This window comes from Qipengyuania algicida (assembly GCF_009828025.1).
GTDB lineage: Bacteria > Pseudomonadota > Alphaproteobacteria > Sphingomonadales > Sphingomonadaceae > Qipengyuania > Qipengyuania algicida.
In genome coordinates this window covers 58,899-82,426 of the sequence record NZ_WTYA01000004.1, presented here as the reverse complement: position 1 = coordinate 82,426, position 23,528 = coordinate 58,899, and the positions used below count along the sequence as shown (strand labels likewise).

The following is a 23,528-nucleotide window of genomic DNA, read 5'->3' as shown; positions in this document are numbered from 1 at the left end:
GCACGTTTGGCCTCCCCCGTGGGGCAAGGCCGCTCGGCGGCTCGGTTGATGAGGGGGATATAGGTGCCGCTACGCTTGGCACAAGGGACGCCGGCGGCTAGATTTTCCGGCAGGGAGCATAAGAGGAAAGCATATGAAAAAATATCTCGCCGCGATTTGCCTGGCCACAGCCGGGATCACGCTGGCCGCCTGTTCGGGAACCGCAGACACGCAGAAAACCGCCGAGGATGCCAATCCGACCGGATTGGAGATCACCAATGCGCGGCTTTTGCTGCCGCCGGTCAAGGGCAATCCGGCAGCCATCTATTTCACCGTCAAGAATACCGGCAAGCGCAACGTCGCGATCCGCAGCGCAAGCGTGAAGGATGCCAAGTCGGCGCAACTGCACGACATGATGGAATATGATTTCAAACAGACCATGGGTGAGATGCCGCCGCTGATGTTGCAACCGGGCGCAAGCGTAGACTTCAAGCCGGGCGGCAAGCATGTGATGGTCTATGACCTTTCGCCGACCATCAAGGTGGGCGACAGCACGGAAATGACGCTGACGATCGCGGGAGGTGACAGCATCACGACCAAGGTGCCGGTGATGGCAGCGGACACCGACAGGTAAGTCGCATGGCCGGAGTGCAGAGCGATATGACGAGCGCTCCGGCCCCGCTCTGCCCCGTCGGCGGCGAGCGACCGTTGACCGATGGAGAGATTGCGCTTGCCCGCAGCGTTTTCGGCGATGCGATCGACTATGCGAAAGTCACTATCCGGCGGCGCAAGTGGTTTCCGTTTCAGCCGCGGGCGGTCACAATGGCACCGCGCGGTCACTTGCATTTCCATCCTGCGAGCGATGCCTATTGCGACGACTTTGCCACCGTCGATCTCATCCGGCAGGGGCTGTTCATCCATGAAATGACCCATGTCTGGCAGACGCAGACGCGTGGCTCCTGGTATCTTGTCACGCACCGGATGCCGTGGGCCCGATACGATTATTCGCTCAAACCCGGTTTGCCGCTTGCACGCTATGGAATCGAACAGCAGGCCGAGATCGTCAAACACGCTTTCTGGCTACGCAATGGGGTGCGGATCGCAGGAGTTGGCGGTCCTGCAGCATACGATTTGCTGGTGAACTTCGCAGGTGCAGCACATCGCACGGCTTGAGCAAGCCGGTTACGTTTGTTACCAGTCGCGTCATTGATCCGGGCGGCCCAACCCGCGCCCGGCGCAACGGTCAATTCCCATGAAACTATCCGATTATGGCCTGTCGCGTGAACGCGGCTACCTTTCGCATTACGAAATCGATTCGATCACCCTTCCCGCACAGTTCGACCCTATCGTCGATGCAGCAGGGCGGCTCTCCGACCTGCTCACCAGCGGTCAGGTGCGCCACTGGCTCGACCAGTTGCCAGACCCGGAGATCACCGAATGGGTTCAGTCTGCCGAAGACGAACAGGTCCGCACCGCAATGGTGCACTATTCCTTCCTCGTGCAGGCATATGTCTGGGGTGAGAACGATCCGCCAGCCGCCCTACCCGCCAATCTTGCACGGCCGATGGTCGCGCTGGCCGACCGGCTCGGCCAGGCGCCGTTGCTGCCCTATTCGGGTTACGTGCTCGACAATTGGTATCGGCTCGACAAGACCAAGCCGGTCACGCTCGACAATATCGGCATGCACCAGAACTTCCTGGGCGGCGCGGACGAGAACTGGTTCGTCCTCGTCCACGTCGCGATCGAGGCCGAAGCGGGCGTATTGCTCGACAATGCGGCCAAGCTGGTCGGCGTTGCGAAAGACGGCAGCGCCGCCGAAGCGACCCGACTGCTCAGGGAAATGGACGATGCGTGGGAGCGGATCTACGGCCACTTCGCCCGGATGCCCGAACGCTGCGACCCCTATATCTATTTCCACCGCGTCCGCCCCTACATCCATGGCTGGGCCAACAACCCGGCGCTTGGTGGTGGGCTTGTTTATGAAGGCGTCGACAAGTTCGGTGGCGAGAAACAGGCCCTCCGCGGCCAGACCGGATCGCAGTCGAGCATCGTTCCGGCGATGGACGCGCTGTTCCAAGTCGGGCACAGCGACGATCCGCTCAAGAGCTTCCTCGACGAGCTGCACCAGTATCGCCCGGTCCAGCATCGCAGGTTTATCGAGGATCTGGCGGCACAATCGACATTGCGCGAATTTGTCTCGCGCGCCGACGATGCCGAGTTGAAGGCCGCTTTCAACGCCTGCCTCGAGCAGTCGGCCCGGTTCCGCACGCGGCATCTCGAATATGCGGCGAGCTACATCAACAAGCAGGCCGGATCGATCGCGGGCAACGATCCCGACGTGGGCACCGGCGGCACGCCGTTCATGAAATACCTCAAGAAGCACCGCGACGAGAATGTGGCGCAGACCGTCTAGCCCGAACACCCTGAGATTCGTCATCCCCGCCTGCGCGGGGGTGACGATACAGGGCTAGTTGTATTTGACGCCGGGCAGTCCTTGCCCGCCATCGGCAATGAACGCATCTATCCGCTGTTCGAGCACAGGCAGCGGCACAGACCCCAGCGACAGCACGACATCGTGGAACTTGCGAATGTCGAACTTCGGCCCCAGCGCCTTTTCGGCCTTGTGGCGTACTTTGAGGATGGTCATCTCACCCAGCTTGTAGGCCAGCGCCTGCCCCGGCCAGCTGATGTAACGATCGACCTCGGTCCCCACCTCGCGCTGAGACAGGGCGGTATGGCTGGCGAGATAATCGACCGCCTTTTCGCGGCTCCAGCCATAGTGATGGATGCCGGTGTCGATCACCAGTCGAACCGCGCGCCACATCTCGTAGGAGAGCTGGCCATAATGCTCGTAGGGCGTGCGGTAGATGCCCATCTCATTGCCGAGGAATTCGCAGTACAGCCCCCAGCCCTCGCCAAAGCCGGAAAAATAGGTCTCGCGCCGGAAGCGCGGCACGCTGTCCTGTTCGAGCGCGACGGCCGCCTGAAAACTGTGCCCCGGCTCGCACTCATGCATCGTCAGCACCGGGATGTTGTAGAGCGGGCGGGACGGCAGATCGTAGGTGTTCATCAGGCACGCATCGAGTCCGCCCCGCCCTGCAGTGTAGAACGGCGCGATACTGTCGGGCACCGGGCGGATGGTGAAACGGTGGCGCGGCAGGAAGCCGAAATAATCCGCGATCACGCCGTCGACGCGCTTGGCGGTATAGGCTGACACACCCATCAGCTGATCGGGTGTCTTGGCGACGAACTGCGGATCGGTCCGCAGGAAGTGGTTGAACTGGGCCAGAGTGCCCTTGAACCCGGTCTGATCCTTGATCTTCTCCATCTCGGCATTGATCCGCGCTACTTCGGACAGGCCGATCTGATGGATTTGCTCAGGGGTTAAATCGAGCGTGGTGTATTCGCGGATCTGCCGGAGATAATACGCCTTGCCGTCAGGCATATCCTCCGCCGCCAATGTGGTGCGCGTGTGCGGCAGGTAGTCGTCACGGAAGAAGCTCAGCAAATTCGCGTAAGCCGGTGTGACCTGTTCGGCGATGACCTGCTTGGCCTCGGCCTTCAACCGCGCTGCATCGGCGGCTGGTATGCGCTTGGGCATGTCCTTGAACGCGGTCCAGAACGGGCTCTTGGTCGGATCTTTTACGACATAGGCCGCGATTGATGCGTCGCGCCCCTTGAGCGTCACCCGCGGCACGGAAAACCCGCGCGCAAGGCCAGTCCTGGCGTTGGCGATGTTCTCGCCAAAATAGCGCGGAATGTCGCGCATCCGCCCGATATAGCGTTCATATTCGGCCACCGTGGTGAAATTACGCCGCGCCGATAGATAGCTCCAGAAATTGCTGTCCGAATTGAACGGCATTTCCCACTGGTGGAATTTCGCATCGCCAATGTCGTTTTGCAGCATGGTGCGGAACACCGCGGCATCGATCTTTGCCGATGGCGACAGCGCCCCGGTATCGATCGCATCGAGCTGGGCGAGCATCTGCTTGTACTTCGCCGCGCGCGCTTCCTCTGCCTGGGGTGTAACCGAGGCCAGATGATCGCCCGGCTCGCTACTGCCATCAGCCCCCTCGACTTGCCCGAACTGCGTTTCGGTATAGCGCAGCCAGCTATCCGTCAGCGCGGAAAGCTGCGCGTCGGCAAGGTTCTTGGCCGCGTTTTCACTTGTCTGCGCTGCGTCCTGCGCGCGTACCAGCGCCACGGGCGAAACGGCGATGAGGATCGCCGCTCCGAAAGTTGCGATCCTCATTGCGTATTCCCCTGTTTATGCGTTTGTTCAGTCAGGCTTCTTCGCCACGCCGACCATGGCCGGACGCAGCAGGCGATCCTTGATCATGTAGCCGGCCTGCATTTCCTGCACGATGGTACCGGGCTCATGCTCGTCGGTCGGAATTTCCATCATCGCCTGATGCTGGTTCGGGTCGAGCGGCATTCCCTTGGCGGCGATGCGCGTAATGCCGTTCTGACCGAACACTTTTTCCAACTCGCGCTGAGTGGCCTCGATCCCTTCGACGAAGCGACGGACCCTGTCGTCTTCGCGCAGGTCGGCGGGCATCGATTCGATGGCGCGCGCCAGATTGTCGGAGACGCTCAGAACGTCGCGCGCGAAGCCGGTTGCGGCATAGTTGCGCGCGTCCTCTTTCTCTTTCTCCATCCGGCGACGCAGGTTCTGCATGTCGGCATGGGCATAGAGCACGTCCTGTTTGGCCGCATCGAGATCGCTTTTCAGGCGTTCCAGAGCTTCGCCGAGCGCATCCTCTTCTCCGCCTTCCTCACCATCGTCGAGCATATCGGCCGGAACGCCGTCAAGTTCCTTCTCTACCGCGTCGTCGCGCGGCTTGTCTGTGTCATTGTCGGTCACGGGGTATCCCACTTCATGGTAATCGTTTGCCCAAAGAACGGGCTGTGAAATCCACCATGGGCACAACCCGCGCGTAATTCAACCGCGTGGGGCCGATCACGCCCAGCACGCCAACGACAGTTCCTTCCCGATCACGGTACGGGGCGGCAATCACGGATGAGCCCGAGAGCGAAAACAGGCGGTTCTCGCTGCCGATGAAGATACGCATGGCTTCGGCTTCGCGCGCAAGGTCGAGCAAATGCGCCACCGCCTGCTTGTTCTCCAGCTCCTCCAGAAGCAAGCGCACACGTTCGATGTCGCCCAGCGCCGTATCATCGAGGAGGTTGGCCTGTCCGCGCACGATCAGCACCGGACGCTGCGCCGAATCCTCGCTCCAGATGGCCAGCCCGCGCCGCACCAGTTCCTTGCCTGCCGTATCGAGCGCCGATTTTTCCGCCGCAATTTCATCCTCGATCGCCCGCGCTGCCTCGCCGAGGGTGCGCCCGGCAACGCGCGCGCTGAGAAAGTTGGCAGCCTGTTCGAGCTGGCTCGCGGTTTCGCCGCCGTCGATTGTGACGATACGGTTTTCGATGCTGCCATCCTCGCCCATCAGCACCGCCAATGCACGATCGGACGAAAGGCGCGTGAGGCTCACTTGCACCAGGCGTGGTTCACGGCGCGGGACCATCACGATGCCTGCCGCACCCGACAAATCGGACAGCAACGCGCTGGTTTCTTCCAATGCCTGTTCGATCGGACCGGGTTCGCCCAGACGCTGCTCGATAGCATGACGTTCTTCGCGAGTCGGTTCGGCGACCTGCATCATCGCATCGACAAACATCCTCAGCCCGCTGTCGGTCGGCATCCTACCGGCGCTGGTGTGCGGTGCGCTCAGCAGCCCCTGCCCCTCAAGCTCGGCCAGCACGGAACGGATCGAGGCGGGCGAAAGGTTGAGCCGCGTATCCCCGGCCAGCGTTTTCGACCCCACCGGCTGCCCGCTTGCAAGATATCCCTCCACCACAAGACGGAAGATATCGCGTGCGCGACTGGTCATTTCGGGCAGAGAGGGTGAACTCATGGGGTTAATCTAGAGGCTTCGCTTGCGCCCTCAAGCCCGCAGTGGTTTAGGAAGGCAGTTTTCGAACAGGAATCATCACTATGCGACCATCCGGCCGTGCGCCCGACGAAATGCGCGCCATTACCATCGAAACCGGTTTTACTCGCCATGCGGAAGGATCGTGCCTGATTTCTTTCGGCGACACGCGCGTGCTGTGCACCGCGAGCGTCGAAGAACGGATTCCACCATGGCTGCGCGGCAAGGGCGAAGGCTGGGTGACGGGCGAATACTCGATGCTCCCGCGCGCCACGCATACTCGCGGACAGCGTGAGGCTGCCAAAGGAAAGCAGAGCGGACGGACACAGGAAATCCAGCGTCTGATTGGCCGGTCATTGCGCTCTGTGGTTGATATGAAAAAGCTCGGCGAACGCCAGATCACGCTCGATTGCGACGTGATCCAGGCCGACGGCGGAACCCGCACGGCTTCGATTTCGGGTGCCTGGGTGGCTTTGCGTCTGGCCATCGACGGATTGATGAAGTCGGGTGCGATTGCCGAAGACCCTATCACTGCCAAGGTCGCGGCAATTTCCTGCGGTATCTATAAGGGCACGCCAGTGCTCGACCTCGACTATCCCGAGGATTCGAATGCCGAGGCGGATGCCAATTTCGTGCTAATCGAAGGCGGCAAGATTGCCGAGGCGCAAGCCACGGCGGAAGGCGCGCCCTATGACGAGGAAGGTCTTCTGAGACTGCTACGCCTCGCTCGAATCGGCTGCGACAATATCTTCGCCGCACAGGCTTCTGCGGTCACGAAATGACCCGCAGGCTCGGTTCCGGCAGGCTGGTGATCGCGACGCATAATGCCGGCAAACTCAAGGAAATCGGCTTGCTGCTCGATCCCTATGGGGTCGAGTGCATTTCGGCGGGGTCGCTTGGCCTGCCCGAACCTGCGGAAACGGGCACGACCTTCGTCCAGAATGCCCTGATCAAGGCACGTGCTGCCGCCGAAGGTGCGGGTATCGTCTCTCTCGCCGACGACAGCGGCCTGTCGGTAGACGCGCTCGACGGAAGGCCGGGCGTCTACACCGCTGATTGGGCCGAGCGGCAATGGTTCGAAGGCGATCCCGGGCGCGACTGGTTCATGGCGATGGGGAAGGTCGAAGGGATGTTGCAGGCCAAGGGGGCAGATGCCTCGCGTGCCTGCGCGTTTCATTGCGTTCTGGCGATCGCCTGGCCCGATGGCGAGTATGCGGTGTATGAAGGCCGCGCGCCGGGCACGCTGACCTGGCCGCCACGCGGCACCATGGGATTCGGTTATGATCCGGTGTTCGTGCCTGAAGGCTATGGGCAGACCTTCGCCGAGCTCGATCCCGAAGAGAAACACCGTATCAGCCACCGCGCCGACGCCTTTGCCAGGCTGGTGGCGGAGCAATTCGCCTAATAGGGCGATTGGCCCACGACATTGCCCGCCGGGTAATAGCGGCACACCAGCACATCGACCTGATTGGCGGTAGCGATCGCACACCCGACTTCGCGCGTGTCGTGCCACACGATTTGCGTGTAATGGCCGACATCGGCCCAGTTCCCGGTGCGTGAGACATGGGGAAAGCGTGCATCGCGGAATTTGCTGCGTTCGGCGAGGAAAAAGCCGAGCATCTGGTCGGGCGTCCATGTTCCGCGTGTGCCGATCCACAGGTTCTCACCCATGCCGCTGCCGCCGGTCGAATGCGCGAGCCCGCTGGTTCTGGCCAGCTTGATTGCCCATTCGCCAGCCTGACGGGCAAGCTGGGGGCTCCATTGTAAAGGCACCAAGCCGAGCCGTGCGCGTTCGCGATTATGGATATCAAGCAGCTCGCTGGCGCTGACCGGATCGATATGGCCAGACCGGGTTCCGGCACTGGCAACGGCCTCGCTCGTACCGCGCCCCAAGGGCATGGCAGACAAGGCCACGGCGCATCCCGCCACGAAAAGTTGTTTTGCAGCCCTCATTGTTCTTGGCGCCAGCCTAAGGCAAATGAACGGAAATGAGCAACCCCATAACCACCGCGCTCTATGTCCATTGGCCATTTTGCCTGGCCAAATGCCCTTATTGCGATTTTAACAGCCATGTTCGCGACGGAGTGGATATCGAGCGCTGGCAGGCCGCGCTGTTTGCCGACTTGCGTCATGAGGCTGCAAGGGGAGTTGATGTCCCTCTGACCAGCGTGTTTTTCGGGGGAGGCACTCCCAGCCTGATGCCGCCTTCATTGGTTGAGGGATTACTCGGGGAAGCCGAACGCTTGTGGGGCTTCGCGCCGGGGATCGAAATCACGCTGGAGGCCAATCCATCCTCGGTCGAGGCAGCGAATTTTGCGGACCTGGCGCGCGCGGGTGTGAACCGGGTGTCGCTCGGCGTGCAGTCACTCGATGATGTTACGTTGAAGTTTCTGGGCCGCCTCCACGATGTCGACGAGGCGCTGGCCGCTCTCGACACCGCCCAGCGGCATTTCGGACGCGTGTCGTTCGACCTTATTTATGCCCGGCCTGATCAGACCGCGCAGGCGTGGCAAGACGAACTGGCGCGTGCCTTATCGTTCGACACCGGACACCTTTCGCTCTACCAACTCACCATCGAGCCGGGCACGCGCTTTGCGACCGAGGTAAGGACGGGAAGGATGACGCCGCTCGACGACGATGCTGCAGCTGACCTGTTCGCCCTCACCCGATCGATGACCGAAACAGCAGGCCTGCCTGCCTATGAGGTCAGCAATCATGCACGCCCGGGTGAAGAAAGCCGTCACAACCTCACCTACTGGCGTTATGGCGATTATGCCGGTGTCGGTCCCGGCGCGCATGGGCGCGTGGGCGGTATGGCGACGGTGCGCCATCGCAAACCTGAAAATTATCTCACCGCAGTCGAGCGCGTCGGACATGGCATGGTCGAAGAGCGCGTTTTGCCTGCAACCGAACAGACGAGCGAGGCTCTGCTGATGGGACTTCGCCTTGGCGAAGGGATCGAACCGGGCGCGATCGAGGCGCGTTTCGGGATGCCCAAAGCTTCGCTGATCGACCGCGGCAAACTGGCGCTTCATTGCGAACTTGGGCTGGCGTGGCAGGACGGGTCGCGGATCGGCATCACGCCTGCCGGAATGTGCACGCTCGATGCGCTGATCGCCGATCTCGTCAGCGATGCAGCGTTGGCAGCATGACCCACGCCGATATGCTTGAAGCTTGGTGCGCGCATCTTTCACAAGGTCGCCGTCGATCCCCGCATACGGTGCGGGCCTATTCCGCTGCGGCGAAAAGATTGCTGGCGAGCGGAGACTTTGCGAGCTGGAGCGATGTTGCGCGGCTCGGCACGGGGGATCTGCGTGCGCAACTGGCCGCTCGTCGGGCAGAAGGTCTGGCCAACACCTCCGCCGCGCGTGAATTGTCGGCGCTCAAGGGGTTCATCGCCTTTGCCCGCACGCAGGATGGCGATCCGGGCGCTAAGGCGCCGCATCTCAGGGGGCCGCGCATCAAGAAGGGCCTGCCCCGCCCCGTAACGCCGGATGACGCGGTCAACCTCGCCGATGAAGTCGATGCGCAGGCTTCGGATGCGTGGATCGGCGCGAGGGACCGTGCCGTTCTGCTGCTGCTGTATGGAGCCGGATTGCGGATCGCGGAGGCACTGTCACTTACGGCGGGCGATGCGCCGCTGGGCGAGCGGCTCACAGTAACCGGCAAGGGCGGCAAGCAGCGTGTGGTGCCCATCCTCCCCATCGTCGGTGCCGCTGTCGACGAATATGTGGCCCGATGTCCTTGGCCCTTATTGCCGAAAGAACCGCTGTTTCTTGGAGCGAAAGGCGGAGCCTTGTCGCAAAATATGGTGCAGAAAGCGGTCGCCCGCGCGAGATTGGCTCTGGGATTACCCGCTACTGCGACACCGCATGCGCTACGACACAGTTTCGCAACCCATCTTCTCGGTGCGGGCGCGGACCTGCGTAGCCTTCAGGAATTGCTCGGCCATGCCAGCCTCGGCTCGACGCAGATCTACACGCGCGTCGATGCTGCGACCCTGCTCGATTCTTATCGCAATGCCCATCCGCGCGAACGCGGCGAATAGGTTCAGCGTTCGGCGCGCGGCTTCCAAGTGAAGAACCGCCAGATATAGCCGGCTACAGCCAGCACCGTGACCGCGATCAGCAAATAGCTGATGATATTGCCCGAATTACCGAAGCGTCCGATCAGCCACTGCGTGCCGAGCAACAGAATGGCGTTCCAGATTGCCGCACCGATGGCTGTGAACAGCAGGAACACCCAGGTGTTCATATATGCCAATCCTGCCGGGAGGCTGATCATGGTGCGCATGAACGGCGCTGTCCGCGACACCAGCACCACCCAATGTCCGTGCTTGCGAAAGAAATTTGAAGCTTTCTCAATGTCCTGCCATTCGAGCGTCAGCCAGCGTCCCCAGCGAGCAACGAAAGGTTCAAGCCGCTCGTAACCCCATTTCTGCCCGATCCTGAACCAGAAGTAATTACCCGCCACCGTACCGATCGTCCCAACGATCAACACGGGCCAGAACTGCATGGTCCCGTGATGAATCGCCAGCGCGGCGGAGCCCATGATCGCTTCGGATGGCATCGGCGGGAAGATGTTCTCGGCCGCCATCAGCACGAAGATACCGATCATGCCGAGTTGGGCGACGAGTGAGGCAATTGCGGCGTCCATTGCGTCCCCAACGCTCGACCGGTCAGATGGTTACAAATTTTCAGAGTGCTGCGTGCCGCCGCTCGATCGCTTCCCAGATCCGTGCGGCTGTGTCGGTGCCGTTAAAACGGTCGATGGCGACAATGCCGGTCGGGCTGGTGACGTTGATTTCGGTCAGCCACTTGCCGCCGATCACGTCGATCCCGACGAACACCAGCCCACGTCGGCGAAGCTCGGGTGCCATGGCTGCGCAGATTTCTTCCTCGCGCGCGGTCAGCTCGGTCGCCTCCGCAAATCCGCCAACGGCGAGATTGGAACGGAACTCGCCCTCTCCCGGCTTGCGGTTGATCGCGCCTGCAAACTCCCCATCGACCAGCACGATGCGTTTATCGCCCTGAGACACTTCGGGAAGGAACGGCTGGATCATGTGCGGTTCGGGCCATGTCTGGTTGAACACCTCGAACAGCGCGGACAAATTGCCACCGTCGGCATCGATCTTGAAGATCGCCTTCCCGCCATTGCCGTGCAGCGGCTTGACCACAACTGCGCCGTGCTGTTCTTGGAACCGGCGAACTTCGGCCAGATCGCGCGTCACCAGCGTCGGTGGCATGAACCGCGCATAGTCCAGCACGAACATCTTTTCCGGCGCGTTCACCACCTCGCGCGGGTCATTGACCACCAATGTCTTTCCGCGCAGCCGGTCGAGGAGGAAGGCGGCGCTGATATAGCCGAGATCGAACGGCGGATCCTGCCGCATCAGCACCACGTCGATATCCTGCGCCAGGTCAATCCGCGTGTGCTTCTCGGCGGTGAAATGATTACCCTCGACGCGCTGCACGGTCACCTTGCGGGCGAATGCGGTCAGTCTGCCCTGCGCGCTGCCGTCGTTTTCCCACGCCAGCGTGCCGACGTGGAACTCCCACAATTCATGGCCCCGCGCCTGCGCCGATTCCATCAGCGCAAATGAGCTGTCGCCAGCGATATTAATACTTTCGAGCGGGTCCATCTGGACCGCGACGCGCAGGCTCATACGAAATTCCTCAAGGCTGCCAGGCATTGGCGATGTGGCGAGGCAGAGTGCCGGGTGCAAGCAGGATTACGTCGATCCGGATATCTCCGCCATTCTGGGCATATTCGTGCGCAACACATTCGACCGCCGCTGCGACGCGGCACAGTCGATATTCGTCGTTTGCTTGATCGAGTTGTTCGCGGCTGCGCCGCCACTTCACTTCGATGAATGCCACGAGCGTGCCGCGTCGGGCAATCAGGTCGATCTCGCCGCGCGGCGTTTTCACCCGCTTGGCAAGGATGCGCCACCCCTTCGCGGTAAGCCACAGGGCAGCGCGTGTTTCTCCCTCGCATCCGCGTTTTTCGGCAAGTTGCCGATTCATCGGCGCTGGAGTTCCAAGGCACGAGCGTAAAGCGCCTTGCGTTCATATCCGGTGCTTCGCGCAACCTCCGCCGCTGCCTGCGACGGTTTGGTACGGCCAAGCGCTTCGGCAAGCATCCGGTCGATGTCATCCGCGCTTGCCTGTTCTTCCTCCGGCGGTGAAACGAGCAGTACGATCTCGCCCTTGGGAGGGTGGGTTTCGTACCATGCGATCAAACCCGCCGAGAGGCCACGACGACATTCTTCGTGCAGCTTGGTCAGCTCACGCGTCACCGCGATTTCTCGATAGGGCCACAAGGTTCCGATTGCTTCGAGCGAGGCGAGCAGGCGCGGAGCGGTTTCATAGAAGATCAGCGTGGCATCGATTGCCGCCAGCCCTTCCAGCGTTTCGCGCCGGGCCTTCGCCTTGTTGGGCAGGAAACCGGCGAACAGGAAGCGGTCATTGGGCAGGCCAGCCAAGGTCAGCCCCGCAATCGCGGCGCAGGCTCCGGGCAGGACAGTAACCGCAATGCCTTCTCGCCGTGCATCGTTGACGAGGCGATAGCCGGGGTCGGACACAAGCGGCGTCCCCGCATCGCTCACCAGAACGACAGCCTTGGAGCGCATCGATTCGATCAACCTCTCGCGGGCTTTCTCATCGCTGTGATCGTCATAGCGCCACAACGGTTTGGCGATTTCGAGATGCTTCAGCAGCTTGCCCGTAACCCGCGTATCTTCGCAGGCGACGGCGTCACAGCGTGACAATATCTCCACTGCTCGCAGAGTGATGTCTCCGAGATTGCCAATCGGAGTAGCCACGATGTAGAGGCCAGCGCTAAGAGGGTCGGAGGAGTGGGTGTTTCGGCTCACCGCGAAACCATGAACAGCGATGAGGGACAGGGCAAGCATGAACGCCATGGCAATCACCCGTAGAGGCATTTTCGTAGCGGGCGCATCTGCGCTGCTGGGCGCTTGCGCAATCATTCCCAAGGGACCGACGACGAACGCCCCGCCTCCCGGACCGGCTGCGGGTCCATCCGGGTCCCCGCCTTTGCCGGCGGATCAGACGCGTCAACGCGTGGCGCTGCTTGTGCCGATAACTGGTAGCAATGCCGCCGTCGGTCAGTCGATCGCCAATGCTACGACCATGGCCTTGCTCGATACCAATGCGTCGAATCTGCGCATCACAACTTATAACACCGCCAACGGGGCCAGCGAGGCCGCGCGCCGCGCGATTGCCGATGGTAACGGGCTGATTCTCGGCCCGCTCATGGGTGACAATGTTCAGGCCGTGCGTGCGATTGCGCGCCCTGCCCATGTACCGATCATCTCGTTCTCCAACGATGCGAAGGTGGCCGGGAACGACGTGTTCGTGATGGGGCACATACCCGAACAATCGATCGACCGGTCGGTCCAATATGCGCGCGCACACGGCAGCCGCGATTTCGCAGTGCTGGCGCCCGATGGCGAATATGGCGAGCGTGCGGAAGCAGCCCTGATGTCGGCGGTTCGCAACTATGGTGGAGTGGTCACCGATGTGGAACGCTACACCCGCAGCAATACCTCGGTTATCAGCGCAGCGCAGAGGATGAAGACCAAGGGCGGCTTCGATGCCGTGCTGCTGGCGGATGGCACGCGCATTTCCACTCTCGCGGCCAATGAATTGAAGCCCAAAGGCGCTGGGCCGATACAGTTGATCGGCACCGATTTGTGGAGTGGAGAGGCTGCTGTCACGCGCGCGCCGTCGCTCAATGGGGCGATTTTCTCTGCCGTTTCGGATGGCCGCTACAAGCGTTTTACCGAAAGCTATTCTGCGCGTTTTGGAAGCAATCCCTATCGCATCGCCACGCTGGGCTATGATGCCGTCTTGCTGACCTTGCGGATCGCGCGAAACTGGAAGCCGGGGCGGCCCTTCCCTGCCACGCGTTTGGTCGATCCGGGTGGCTTCATCGGGCTGGACGGAGCATTCCGGTTCCGCCCCAGCGGCCTCGTCCAGCGGGCGCTCGAAGTGCGGCAGGTCCGCAATGGATCTGTAGTGGTGGTTGATCCCGCGCCGACGAAGTTCGATTGAAGATAAGCGCACCGCGCCGCTTGATGCATTAGCGGTGCGCCACCTATAGCAGTCGCAATGTCCGACGATCTGTTCGATGGCACGCCAGCCTCAAGTGGCGACTACGATTCCTCCTCGATCGAGGTGCTCGAGGGGTTGGAGCCCGTGCGCCGCCGCCCCGGCATGTATATCGGCGGCACCGATGAGCGCGCGCTGCACCACCTGGTTGCCGAAGTGCTCGACAATTCGATGGACGAGGCGGTTGCGGGCCATGCCACGCGCATCGAGGTCAGGCTCGACGAAGGCAATCGCGTTACGGTGACGGACAACGGTCGCGGAATGCCGGTCGACGAACACCCCAAGTTTCCGGGCAAATCGACGCTCGAGGTGATCCTTTCGACACTTCACTCGGGTGGCAAGTTCTCGGGCAAGGCCTATGCGACCAGCGGCGGCCTGCATGGCGTGGGGGTCAGCGTTGTGAACGCGCTATCCTCCGATACGCGGGTCGAAGTGGCGCGCGACCGCCAGCTTTATGCGCAGGAGTTTGCGCGCGGCATCACGCAAGGCCCGATCCAGGAACTTGGCCCGACGCCCAACAGGCGCGGCACGACCGTCAGTTTCGTGCCCGACACGGAGATTTTCGGGGACCGCAAGTTCAATCCCAAACGGCTGTTCAAGCTGGCCCGTTCGAAAGCCTATCTTTTCGCCGGAGTGGAAATCCGCTGGAAATGCGCCGCCTCGCTCGCCAGCGAGGATGTGCCCGAGGAAGCGGTGTTCAAATTTCCCGGCGGCCTTGCGGACCATCTGGCGGAGCAGATCAACGGTCGCGAATGTGTCACGGCACAGCCGTTCGCCGGACAGCAGGAATTTCCCGCCAGCGACGATGGCATCGTGCAGGGTCGCGTCGAGTGGGCGGTTGCCTGGCCGCTGTGGTCGGAAGGTTCGACCAGCTGGTACTGCAATACAGTCCCGACCCCTGACGGCGGAACGCACGAACAGGGTATGCGCGCCGCGCTGGTGAAGGGGCTGCGCGCCTTCGGCGACCTTATCGGCCAGAAAAAGGTCAAGGACCTCACTGCCGATGATGTGATGACCGGCGCCGAGGTGATGCTGAGCGTGTTCATCCGCGATCCGCAGTTCCAGAGCCAGACCAAGGACCGCCTGACCTCACCCGAGGCGGCGCGTCTCGTCGAAAACGCGGTGCGCGACCATTTCGACCATTTCCTCTCCGACAACATGGACCGGGGCAAGGCGCTGCTGGGCCAGGTCATGGAGCGTATGGATGAGCGGCTGCGGCGCAAGCAGGAACGCGAGATCAAGCGCAAGACCGCGACCAACGCCAAGAAGCTGCGCCTGCCCGGCAAGCTCACCGATTGTTCGGGCGAAGGCGATGGCGAGACCGAGCTGTTCATCGTCGAGGGTGACAGTGCAGGCGGCAGCGCCAAGCAGGCGCGCGACCGCAAAACGCAGGCCATCCTGCCGATCCGCGGCAAGATCCTCAATGTCGCCTCAGCCAGCGCCGACAAGATCCGCGCCAATCAGGAAATTGCCGACCTCGCGCTCGCGATGGGATGCGGCACGCGCAAGGACTGCGATGCAGAAAGCCTGCGCTACGACCGAATCGTCATCATGACCGACGCCGACGTTGACGGCGCGCATATCGCGACGCTGCTGATGACTTTCTTCTTCCAGGAAATGCCCGATGTGGTGCGCGGCGGGCATTTGTTCCTGGCACAGCCTCCACTGTTCCGACTGACCGCTGGCAAGGAAAGCTTCTACGCACGCGACGAGGAACACCGGCAGGAACTGGAAGCGACCGTGCTCAAAGGGAAGAAGGTCGAGGTGTCGCGGTTCAAGGGGCTCGGCGAGATGAACCCGGCGCAATTGCGCGAAACCACGATGAACCCGGAAACGCGCAGCCTGATCCGCATCACCCTGCCCCCAGAATTCGAACAGCGCGCGGCGGTCAAGGAACTGGTCGACCAGCTGATGGGCCGCAACCCGGAACACCGGTTCAACTTCATCCAGAACCGCGCGGGCGAAATCGATCGCGAGATGATCGACGCCTAGGCTGGCGCAACAGCTGGCTGTGCCTCGACCCGGCGGCACAGCACGATAAACAGCGCGAGCAGGATTGGCGGTGCGATGGGGACGCCGATCAATTCTCCCAGCGGCCTTGCGAACTGGGGCATGATGAACGCCATCGCTGCGACGGTTTTCTCCCATGGGCGCGCGGGCACGGATGCAAGCAGGATCAGCGGGAAAGCCAGCAGCACGAGATCGTAGTCGAGTACAAACGGTGTCGCCAGCAAAGCACCTGTGAGCATGGCGGCGCCCAAATCGAGCGACCAGCCCTTCCGCCAGGCGAGCTTTGCCAGCCAAGCTGCGATAATGAGCGACAAGAGCAATTGCGCTGCAATCGACAGGTCATGCGGCGCGCCGATCAGACGCAGCCCGGCGTAGAGACTCTGGAACTTGGCGAAACCGACCAGCCCACCGAACAACGCCGCGCTCGCTTCCTGTCCGATCGCCAGCCAGCGTTGCCAAACGTCAGCCCCCCACCATACGCTGACCACCAGCGCTGCCACGAATACCGACAGGCAAGCGCCGCCGACAACGCGATACTGGCGCGACGCCAGAAGGACCACGGGCACCAGAAGGCCGAGTTGCGGCTTGAATGCCGCCAGTCCCAGAAGAATTCCGGCAAGCCACGGTTGGGTTCCGACCAGCAACGTGCCAAGCCCCAGAAGCAGCGATGCCAGAAACGCGGTTTGTCCATGGGTCACGCAAATCAACGCCGGCGGGAAAGCCAGAACCGCGAGCCACGATGGACCGTAGCCAGCCAGCTTCCTGCCCCATGTGCGCGCTACGAGCCACAAACCACTGCCCGTGCTTGCGAGCCAGATCGCCAACGAAGCGAAATAGCCAAACAGTCCCAAAAGCCAGCATACCGGTAGGAACAGTGGCGGATAGAAGAAACCGGTAAATCCGTCCGCGGCGGCATGGAATGCGCGTTGCGCGGAAATGTGGGCGGCAAGCGAATAGGGATCCGAACCAGCGTGCAACATCCGCCCGGTCGTCCAGAAGCTCAGGAAGTCTGTGCCGAGCAGCTCGCCATTGCGATCGACACCGTCGTGAGAACTGCCAATCAGCACCGCCAGAACCGCAAGGTTGGCGATCGACAGCATCACCAATACCGCCGTACATCGGCGGTCATCGAGCCAGCGTCCCTCCCTCAGCCAGCCAACCCACTCGCTCATTGCGGGTCAGTCTCATCGCCGATCCCGGAGGCTAGCTCTGTGTGGATATGCAATTCGCCGGTCAGCGTACGATGCACCGGGCATTTGTCGGCCACCGACAGCAGGCCTTCGCGATGTTCGCTGGTCAGCCCGTCACCCGATAGAGTGATTCTGCGATAAAGCGCCTCGATTCGTGCTCCCGCATCCATCGCCTCAAAATGGTCGCCTGCCACTGGATGATTCCGATGATCACGCTCATGACGCAATGCGACGCCAACATGGTCGAGAGGCCAGTTCTTGCGCTCTGCGTACATTTTGATGGTCATCGCGGTACAGGTGCCGAGCGCCGACAGCAAAAGATCATAGGGCGTCGGCCCGGCGTTATTGCCACCGACATTGGTGGGTTCGTCCGCCACGAATGTGTGACTGGTTGTGCGCACTTCGGTGCCGAACCGGCCTTCTCCGCTTGCAACAACAACGCCTTCAGCCGGTGCCGCCACTGTACCCGACATCGGCAGATACCGCCCGGCCCATTGCGCAATCATCCCGGCAGCGAAATCGGCATCATGCGGATCGAGCAGCAAATGGTCTGCCCCTGCCAGGCTGAGAAAGCTCTTGGGGTGCTTGGCCGCGCCGAACAGTTTCGCCGCATTCTCGACGCTGACTGTCTCATCGGTCGGAGAATGGCAGATCAACAGCGGGACATGAAGTTTGCCCACTTCGCCCAACAGGTCGATCTCGGCGGTCTTCTGGAGGAATTCGCGCGAAATATTATAGCGCTGGCCGCCAATCACGACCTCTCCCTCGCCGTCACGCTCGATTGCGGAAAGATCGCCCTTGATCGAGCCAAGAACATGCGGGATCTCCGCAGGTGCGCCGATGGTGGCGATGGCCGCGATGCGGCCGGGACTCATCATTCCAGCGGCCGCCAGAACGGCCGCCCCGCCAAGGCTGTGGCCAACAAGCAGCAAGCCGTTGCCGTAGCGACCGCACAGGAAGCGAACCGATTCGACCAGATCTTCGATATCGCTGGCGAAGCCGGCTTGCCCGAAATCTCCCCCACTGCCGCCAAGACCCGTAAAATCGAAGCGCAGGGTCGCGATACCCTCACGAGCAAGCTCGCGAGCGATCTCGACAGCCGCGCGGCTTTGTTTGGTGCAGGTGAAGCAATGGGCATAAACCGCCGCCCCGCGCACCGCACCGACCGGAAGCTCAAGCGATCCGGCCAATTGGTACCCGCGACTTGTCGGGATAGAGACATTTTCGGTTGGCATGAGACCTCGTTTAGAGACTGGCTGCCCCCTAGAAAGGCAGGACGTCGTGCTTGAACGGTAGAGGTAGAGCGTTAGTATCTGCAATGGGTAGGGGGAATAGTATTATGCGCAAAATCGTCCTGTTAGGAATCGCGAGCATCTTGTTGTGTTCGACAGCTGAACGAGCTTTGGCTGAATCGATTCAGAAAGACGCAAGTCAAAGCCAGGTCGCATCCGCAGATCCGCTCAGAGTAAAAGCTGATGCGATCGTCATGGTTCTCAACGGGAAACTGCCCGCAAAAGACGTTTTCTCACCAGAGTTCCTCGCCCAGGTTTCTCCGTCGCAGTTGAGTGCCTTGCAAACCCAATTGGTTGCAGCATACGGTCCACTCCAAGCCGTCGAGAGCATCACAAAGACTGGCGATTTTTCAGCAAATATCGCTTTTCGTTATGAAAAGGCCATTGGTTCGGGAGTCATGACAATTGCGCCCGATGCGTCCCATCTGGTCACAGGGCTTCGCTTGACCAGTTTCGAAGCAGTAGACGATACGCCAGCCAAGATTTCCGCCGACATCAAAGCCTTGCCGGGTACGGTCAGCGCCTATTACGGGCCGCTTGATGGCGAAAGGCCTTTAATCAGCATCAATGTAGATCGTCCGATGGCCGTCGGCTCGGCATTCAAGCTATATGTCCTGTCTGCCCTGTCGAATTCCATTAAGGCCGATCAACATCGATGGAATGACGTCGTGCCTTTAACAGCGAAATCGTATCCGAGCGGATTGCTCCAAGCCTGGCCCAAGGATTCGCCGCTAACCGTGCAGTCGCTGGCCAGCTTGATGATTCAGATCAGCGATAACACAGCTGCTGACCAGTTGATTGCGCTATTGGGGCGCAATGTTGTTGAGCAGGAATATGCAGCCAGCGGTGGGGCAAGCGAACCGACACTTCCGTTTCTTACAACAAGGGAAATGTTCACGATCAAGTCTGATCCTACATTACTTGAAGCGTACGCCAAAGCAGGTGAAGCTGCGAGGCGTAAACTGCTCCAGTCGCTACCGAAGGAGCGAATGCCACAAGAGCAGGTAATCTCGGCTTTCAGTGGGAAGCCGGTCGCAATCGATCGGATCGAATGGTTTGTCAGCGCAGATCAGATGCGAAAACTTCTCCAACGATTGACCGGACCTGATTCAGCCAAAGCACGCGAGATCATGGCCATCAACATCGGCGTCGGTGACGACATGCGCAAGCACTGGAACTATATTGGTTACAAAGGTGGTTCCGAACCGGGCGTGCTCGATATGACGTGGCTGCTGCAAAGCAAGTCTGGTGATTGGCGGATTCTGACACTCGCCTGGAATGACCAGAACAACGCGGTTGCCACTGACACACTGCTGGCGCTCGGCAAGCGGATTCTTTCGTTGAATGACTGATGGCTTGCCCTTGGCATTGCGTGTCCCTAGCACAGTTGCAAATCGCAATTGGAATTGAGGATCATAGCCAGATGACGCAGCGTTTCGAAGGCACCAGCTCCTATATCGCCACGGAGGATCTCAAGGTCGCGGTCAATGCCGCTGTCACCTTGCGCCGTCCCTTGCTGGTCAAGGGCGAGCCCGGAACCGGCAAGACCGTGCTGGCCACCGAAGTTGCCAAGGCGATGGGGGCACCGCTCATCGAATGGAACGTCAAATCGACCACCAAGGCGCATCAGGGTCTCTACGAGTATGACGCCGTTGCGCGCCTCCGCGATGGACAGCTGGGCGATGAGCGGGTTCACGACATCAGCAATTACATCAAGCGGGGCAAGCTGTGGGAGGCGTTCACCTCGCCCGAGCTGCCGGTGCTGCTGATCGACGAGATCGACAAGGCCGATATCGAGTTTCCTAACGATCTGTTGCAGGAACTCGACCGGATGAGCTTCGACGTTTACGAAACGCAGGAGCGGATCGAAGCCAAGGAACGCCCGATCGTCGTCATTACCTCGAACAACGAGAAGGAATTGCCCGACGCATTCCTGCGCCGCTGCTTCTTCCACTACATCAAGTTTCCCGATCGCGACACGATGCAGGAAATCATCGACGTCCACTTCCCTGGCATCCAGAAGACGCTGGTTAAGAAGGCGATGGACGTATTTTACGAAATCCGCGAGGTTCCCGGCCTCAAGAAAAAGCCATCGACCAGCGAATTGCTCGACTGGCTTAAGCTTCTACTCAACGAGGATATGCCGCTCGAAGTGTTGCAGGACGCCAATCCGAACAGCGCGATCCCGCCGCTGCATGGCGCGCTGCTGAAGAACGAGCAGGACGTGATGCTGTTCGAGCGCCTTGCGTTCATGGCCCGGCGGCAGAGCTGAGTTTTCAGTCGAGGACGTAAGCCAGTTCGAAATCACCCCAGCGGCGACCGCCAATCGTTGCCGTCACGTAGACATTGCGAACGACGCGATAGGTCTTGCCGTCGCCTTCCTGACGATAGACCGCCATCATATATGGCTTGGTCTTGACCTTCGCGCGCTGGTCGATCGGATCGAGGATCATCCGGCCGTTGCGGCAGAATTGCGTATCGTGGGTCTTGTCGCCGGTCGGTGCCTGCGAATGCTTTGAAAGGTGAGTCGGCAGGTGACCGCGCATATCGGTGCAGGCCGCGGCGACGATCCGCGGGTCCGACCCGGCGACTTCGTCCAGCTTATGGCGCCAGTTGGCGTGAGCCCAATCCATTAATTTGTTGCGGAAGCGCTGCGGGTTGGAGCCTTCGATCAGGACATACTGGTCGTCGAACAATTGCTCCATCGAGAGTTTACCTGAGGCAATCGCGTCTTCCGCCATGGCGACGATCTCCTGAGCGTGGCGCTGCGCCATCTCGACCATCGCGCTGTCCTGCGGTGACAGCCCGGCGTGGACGAGGCTGTCGAACATATCGCTTGCGACCATCTCCAGGTCCTCCACCCGTGCATGGACGGTTTCGAGCTTGCTCTCATTATCGGAAGCTGCCTGGTCGAAGCTCTCGATGACCTGCTGTACGCGGGTAACGTGATCGGTCATCATGCCGGTTGCGCGCGCGATCTGGTCGTTCTGCGAATCGACCTCGCCCACCAGACGCGAAACGTCTTCGATGGTTTGTTCGATACTGGCGACGGAGCTCTTGGCCTCGGTGCTGGCCTTCGCGCCGACCTCGATCCGCTCGATCACCGAGGCTGCTTCGCCGCCCAGGGTGTCGATAACGTCCGCAATCTCGTCCGTTGCCTTGCGCGTTTCACCAGCGAGGCTCTTCACCTCATTGGCCACGACCGCGAAGGTGCGCCCTGCATCGCCCGCACGCATCGCTTCGATCGTGGCGTTGAGTGCCAGGATGTTCGTGGTTTCCGCAATCTGCTCGATATCCTTCGAACACCGTTTCACCTGATCCATTGCGGCTGCAAAGCCGGTGACATGCGATGCCAAGGCGTCGACCAGTTCGAGGAGATCCGAAATCTGCCCCAGCGAGGACTGGATCATATGCGTGCCTTGCGACAGGCGATCGATTGCCCGCGCTGACAGCAGTCTTGCTTCGTCGCTCGCTTCGGCGACCTTGCGTTGGTCGCGTTCGAGTTCGTGAACCGTGCCCTGCAATTCGATATGTTCGGCGCGCAACACACTCGAAGTGTCAATAACTGCCTGGACGATGCCGGCGACATCGGAACAGCCCACGGTAACCTTGCCGCAGGCCTCCGGGATAAGATCGATGGCGGATGCACCCTTGGCATCCAGCGCGCTCAATTCCATGCGACAGCAACCCCTTGTCTTTAATTTCGCAGCGGATTTAGCGCGCAGAAGTTAGGGGGTGGTTAAGTATAGCAAATGAAAATGCAGGGGCTGGTTTCGCGCCGCGCGCTCGCCTAAGCTTGCCGTCATGTTCTTCAATTTCGTCGACGAGCTGCGCGCGGCGGGCATTCCCGCCAGCTTCAAGGAACACCTCACTCTGATCGAGGCGCTCGATCGGGATGTAATCGGGCAATCGCCCGAAGCGTTCTATTACCTTTCCCGTGCGACGTTTGTGAAGGACGAAGGGCTGCTCGACCGGTTCGATCAGGTGTTCCAGCGCGTTTTCAAGGGCATCTTCAGCGATTACGGTCAGAACCCGGTCGATATTCCGGAAGACTGGCTGAAAGCGGTGGCGGAGAAGTTCCTTACGCCTGAGGAGATGGAAGCGATCAAATCCCTCGGCAGTTGGGACGAGATCATGGAAACGCTCAAGAAACGTCTCGAAGAGCAGGAAAAACGCCACCAGGGCGGCAGCAAGTGGATCGGCACCGGCGGCACCAGCCCGTTCGGCAATTCGGGCTACAATCCCGAAGGCGTGCGGATTGGCGGAGAGAGCAAGCACAAGCGCGCGTTGAAGGTCTGGGACAAGCGCGAGTTCAAGAACCTCGACAACACCAAGGAACTGGGCACCCGCAACATCAAGATGGCGCTGCGCCGCCTGCGTCGCTTCGCGCGCGAGGGTGCCGCGGACCAGCTCGATCTCGACGCGACGATCGAGGGGACGGCAAAGCAGGGCTGGCTCGATATCCGCATGCGGCCTGAACGGCGCAATGCGGTGAAGCTGCTGCTGTTCCTCGACGTCGGCGGTTCGATGGATCCCTTCATCAAGCTGTGCGAGGAATTGTTCAGCGCCGCGACGACCGAGTTCAAGAACCTGGAATTCTTCTATTTCCACAATTGCCTTTACGAAGGCGTTTGGAAGGATAACCGTCGGCGCTGGCAGGAACGCACCAAGACCTGGGACCTGCTCCACAAATTCGGGCACGACTACAAGGTGATATTCGTCGGCGATGCCGCCATGAGCCCCTACGAGATCACCCATCCGGGCGGCAGCGTCGAGCATATGAATGAAGAGGCGGGCGCCACATGGATGCAACGTGTGGTGGAAACCTATCCCGCCACCGTCTGGCTGAACCCGGTGCCCGAAAAGCAGTGGAGCTATTCGCAGAGCACCAAGGTGATGAAGCATCTGGTCAAGGACCGGATGTACCCGCTGACGCTGGACGGGCTCGACGATGCAATGCGGGAATTGAGTCGCAAGCAGGGGTGAGCG

The 23,528-nt window shown here is 60.9% G+C and carries 23 protein-coding genes; 12 read left to right on the top strand and 11 right to left on the bottom strand.

Going from position 1 to position 23,528, the window contains the following annotated elements; translation table 11 throughout:
• The first annotated feature begins 133 nt into the window (after positions 1-133).
• The 3 genes from GRI58_RS06360 to GRI58_RS06350 all read left to right on the top strand — a co-directional run bounded on the left by GRI58_RS06360 (position 134) and on the right by GRI58_RS06350 (position 2,392).
• A complete protein-coding gene (locus GRI58_RS06360; protein ID WP_160752751.1) occupies positions 134-613 on the top strand; it encodes a copper chaperone PCu(A)C in 480 nt (159 codons plus the stop codon).
• A gap of 5 nt (positions 614-618) precedes the next feature.
• Positions 619-1,152, top strand: coding sequence for a vgr related protein (locus GRI58_RS06355; protein ID WP_237452145.1), 534 nt, complete (start codon positions 619-621; stop codon positions 1,150-1,152).
• A 79-nt stretch (positions 1,153-1,231) separates the two neighbouring features.
• Entirely contained in the window at positions 1,232-2,392 is a 1,161-nt protein-coding gene (locus GRI58_RS06350; protein ID WP_160752750.1) for a PrnB family protein, read from the top strand.
• Positions 2,393-2,446: 54 nt separating this feature from the next.
• Here the strand turns inward: GRI58_RS06350 and GRI58_RS06345 are convergent, their stop codons facing one another.
• Genes GRI58_RS06345 through hrcA form a run of 3 tightly spaced genes read right to left on the bottom strand, consistent with a single transcriptional unit; the run spans position 2,447 to position 5,900 of the window.
• The gene (locus GRI58_RS06345) at positions 2,447-4,231 is read right to left on the bottom strand and encodes a DUF885 domain-containing protein (protein WP_160752749.1); all 1,785 of its coding nucleotides are present in this window, start codon (positions 4,229-4,231) and stop codon (positions 2,447-2,449) included.
• Between the two features lie 27 nt (positions 4,232-4,258).
• Positions 4,259-4,843 carry a nucleotide exchange factor GrpE gene (locus tag GRI58_RS06340; RefSeq protein WP_160752748.1) on the bottom strand — a complete coding sequence of 195 codons (585 nt, stop codon included), beginning with the start codon at positions 4,841-4,843 and terminating at the stop codon, positions 4,259-4,261.
• A gap of 13 nt (positions 4,844-4,856) precedes the next feature.
• Positions 4,857-5,900, bottom strand: a complete 1,044-nt coding sequence (gene hrcA / locus GRI58_RS06335) for a heat-inducible transcriptional repressor HrcA (protein ID WP_160752747.1) — start codon at positions 5,898-5,900, stop codon at positions 4,857-4,859.
• Between the two features lie 80 nt (positions 5,901-5,980).
• Here hrcA and rph point away from each other — a divergent pair, with 80 nt between their 5' ends.
• A complete protein-coding gene (gene rph, locus GRI58_RS06330) occupies positions 5,981-6,697 on the top strand; it encodes a ribonuclease PH (protein WP_160752746.1) in 717 nt (238 codons plus the stop codon).
• Positions 6,694-7,320: an RdgB/HAM1 family non-canonical purine NTP pyrophosphatase gene (gene rdgB, locus GRI58_RS06325; protein WP_160752745.1), complete on the top strand. Its 627-nt coding sequence runs from the start codon at positions 6,694-6,696 to the stop codon at positions 7,318-7,320. The genes rph and rdgB overlap by 4 nt, the downstream gene beginning before the upstream one ends.
• On the opposite strand, the gene GRI58_RS06320 is transcribed toward rdgB, so the two are convergent.
• Positions 7,317-7,868: a CAP domain-containing protein gene (locus GRI58_RS06320; protein WP_237452144.1), complete on the bottom strand. Its 552-nt coding sequence runs from the start codon at positions 7,866-7,868 to the stop codon at positions 7,317-7,319. The two genes, rdgB and GRI58_RS06320, sit on opposite strands and share 4 nt — an antisense overlap.
• A gap of 35 nt (positions 7,869-7,903) precedes the next feature.
• Between GRI58_RS06320 and hemW the strand changes: the two genes are divergently transcribed.
• Both hemW and GRI58_RS06310 read left to right on the top strand, forming a co-directional pair.
• Entirely contained in the window at positions 7,904-9,067 is a 1,164-nt protein-coding gene (gene hemW, locus GRI58_RS06315; RefSeq protein WP_160752744.1) for a radical SAM family heme chaperone HemW, read from the top strand.
• Complete coding sequence (locus GRI58_RS06310; RefSeq protein WP_160752743.1) at positions 9,064-9,963, top strand: tyrosine recombinase XerC; 900 nt, start codon at positions 9,064-9,066, stop codon at positions 9,961-9,963. Before hemW ends, GRI58_RS06310 begins: the two co-directional genes overlap by 4 nt.
• Positions 9,964-9,965: 2 nt before the next feature.
• On the opposite strand, the gene GRI58_RS06305 is transcribed toward GRI58_RS06310, so the two are convergent.
• The 4 genes from GRI58_RS06305 to rsmI are packed head-to-tail and all read right to left on the bottom strand — an operon-like array spanning position 9,966 to position 12,789.
• Positions 9,966-10,571, bottom strand: coding sequence for a DedA family protein (locus GRI58_RS06305; RefSeq protein ID WP_160752742.1), 606 nt, complete (start codon positions 10,569-10,571; stop codon positions 9,966-9,968).
• A 40-nt stretch (positions 10,572-10,611) separates the two neighbouring features.
• Positions 10,612-11,580, bottom strand: a complete 969-nt coding sequence (gene gshB, locus GRI58_RS06300) for a glutathione synthase (RefSeq protein WP_160752741.1) — start codon at positions 11,578-11,580, stop codon at positions 10,612-10,614.
• Between the two features lie 10 nt (positions 11,581-11,590).
• Positions 11,591-11,941: a YraN family protein gene (locus GRI58_RS06295; protein ID WP_160752740.1), complete on the bottom strand. Its 351-nt coding sequence runs from the start codon at positions 11,939-11,941 to the stop codon at positions 11,591-11,593.
• Positions 11,938-12,789, bottom strand: a complete 852-nt coding sequence (gene rsmI, locus GRI58_RS06290; RefSeq protein ID WP_337190901.1) for a 16S rRNA (cytidine(1402)-2'-O)-methyltransferase — start codon at positions 12,787-12,789, stop codon at positions 11,938-11,940. The genes GRI58_RS06295 and rsmI overlap by 4 nt, the downstream gene beginning before the upstream one ends.
• Positions 12,790-12,826: 37 nt before the next feature.
• On the opposite strand from rsmI, the gene GRI58_RS06285 reads away from it, so the two are divergent.
• Entirely contained in the window at positions 12,827-13,990 is a 1,164-nt protein-coding gene (locus GRI58_RS06285) for a penicillin-binding protein activator (protein WP_202386847.1), read from the top strand.
• Positions 13,991-14,047: 57 nt separating this feature from the next.
• Entirely contained in the window at positions 14,048-16,039 is a 1,992-nt protein-coding gene (gene parE, locus GRI58_RS06280; RefSeq protein ID WP_160752738.1) for a DNA topoisomerase IV subunit B, read from the top strand.
• Here parE and GRI58_RS06275 read toward each other — a convergent pair.
• Together GRI58_RS06275 and GRI58_RS06270 are read right to left on the bottom strand one after the other, a co-directional pair.
• Positions 16,036-17,229, bottom strand: a complete 1,194-nt coding sequence (locus GRI58_RS06275) for a glycosyltransferase family 87 protein (protein ID WP_160752737.1) — start codon at positions 17,227-17,229, stop codon at positions 16,036-16,038. The genes parE and GRI58_RS06275 overlap by 4 nt on opposite strands.
• Positions 17,226-18,482 (bottom strand): bifunctional alpha/beta hydrolase/OsmC family protein, encoded by a 1,257-nt coding sequence (locus GRI58_RS06270; RefSeq protein WP_160752736.1) that lies wholly within the window; start codon positions 18,480-18,482, stop codon positions 17,226-17,228. Before GRI58_RS06270 ends, GRI58_RS06275 begins: the two co-directional genes overlap by 4 nt.
• A 104-nt stretch (positions 18,483-18,586) precedes the next feature.
• Between GRI58_RS06270 and GRI58_RS06265 the strand changes: the two genes are divergently transcribed.
• Both GRI58_RS06265 and GRI58_RS06260 read left to right on the top strand, forming a co-directional pair.
• Positions 18,587-19,891, top strand: a complete 1,305-nt coding sequence (locus tag GRI58_RS06265) for a serine hydrolase (RefSeq protein WP_160752735.1) — start codon at positions 18,587-18,589, stop codon at positions 19,889-19,891.
• Positions 19,892-19,962: 71 nt separating this feature from the next.
• On the top strand, positions 19,963-20,811 hold the full coding sequence (locus GRI58_RS06260) for an AAA family ATPase (protein WP_160752734.1): 849 nt from the start codon (positions 19,963-19,965) through the stop codon (positions 20,809-20,811).
• Positions 20,812-20,815: 4 nt separating this feature from the next.
• On the opposite strand, the gene GRI58_RS06255 is transcribed toward GRI58_RS06260, so the two are convergent.
• Positions 20,816-22,216 (bottom strand): methyl-accepting chemotaxis protein, encoded by a 1,401-nt coding sequence (locus tag GRI58_RS06255; protein WP_160752733.1) that lies wholly within the window; start codon positions 22,214-22,216, stop codon positions 20,816-20,818.
• 127 nt (positions 22,217-22,343) lie between these two features.
• Here GRI58_RS06255 and GRI58_RS06250 point away from each other — a divergent pair, with 127 nt between their 5' ends.
• A complete protein-coding gene (locus GRI58_RS06250; protein WP_160752732.1) occupies positions 22,344-23,525 on the top strand; it encodes a vWA domain-containing protein in 1,182 nt (393 codons plus the stop codon).
• Positions 23,526-23,528 lie beyond the last annotated feature (3 nt).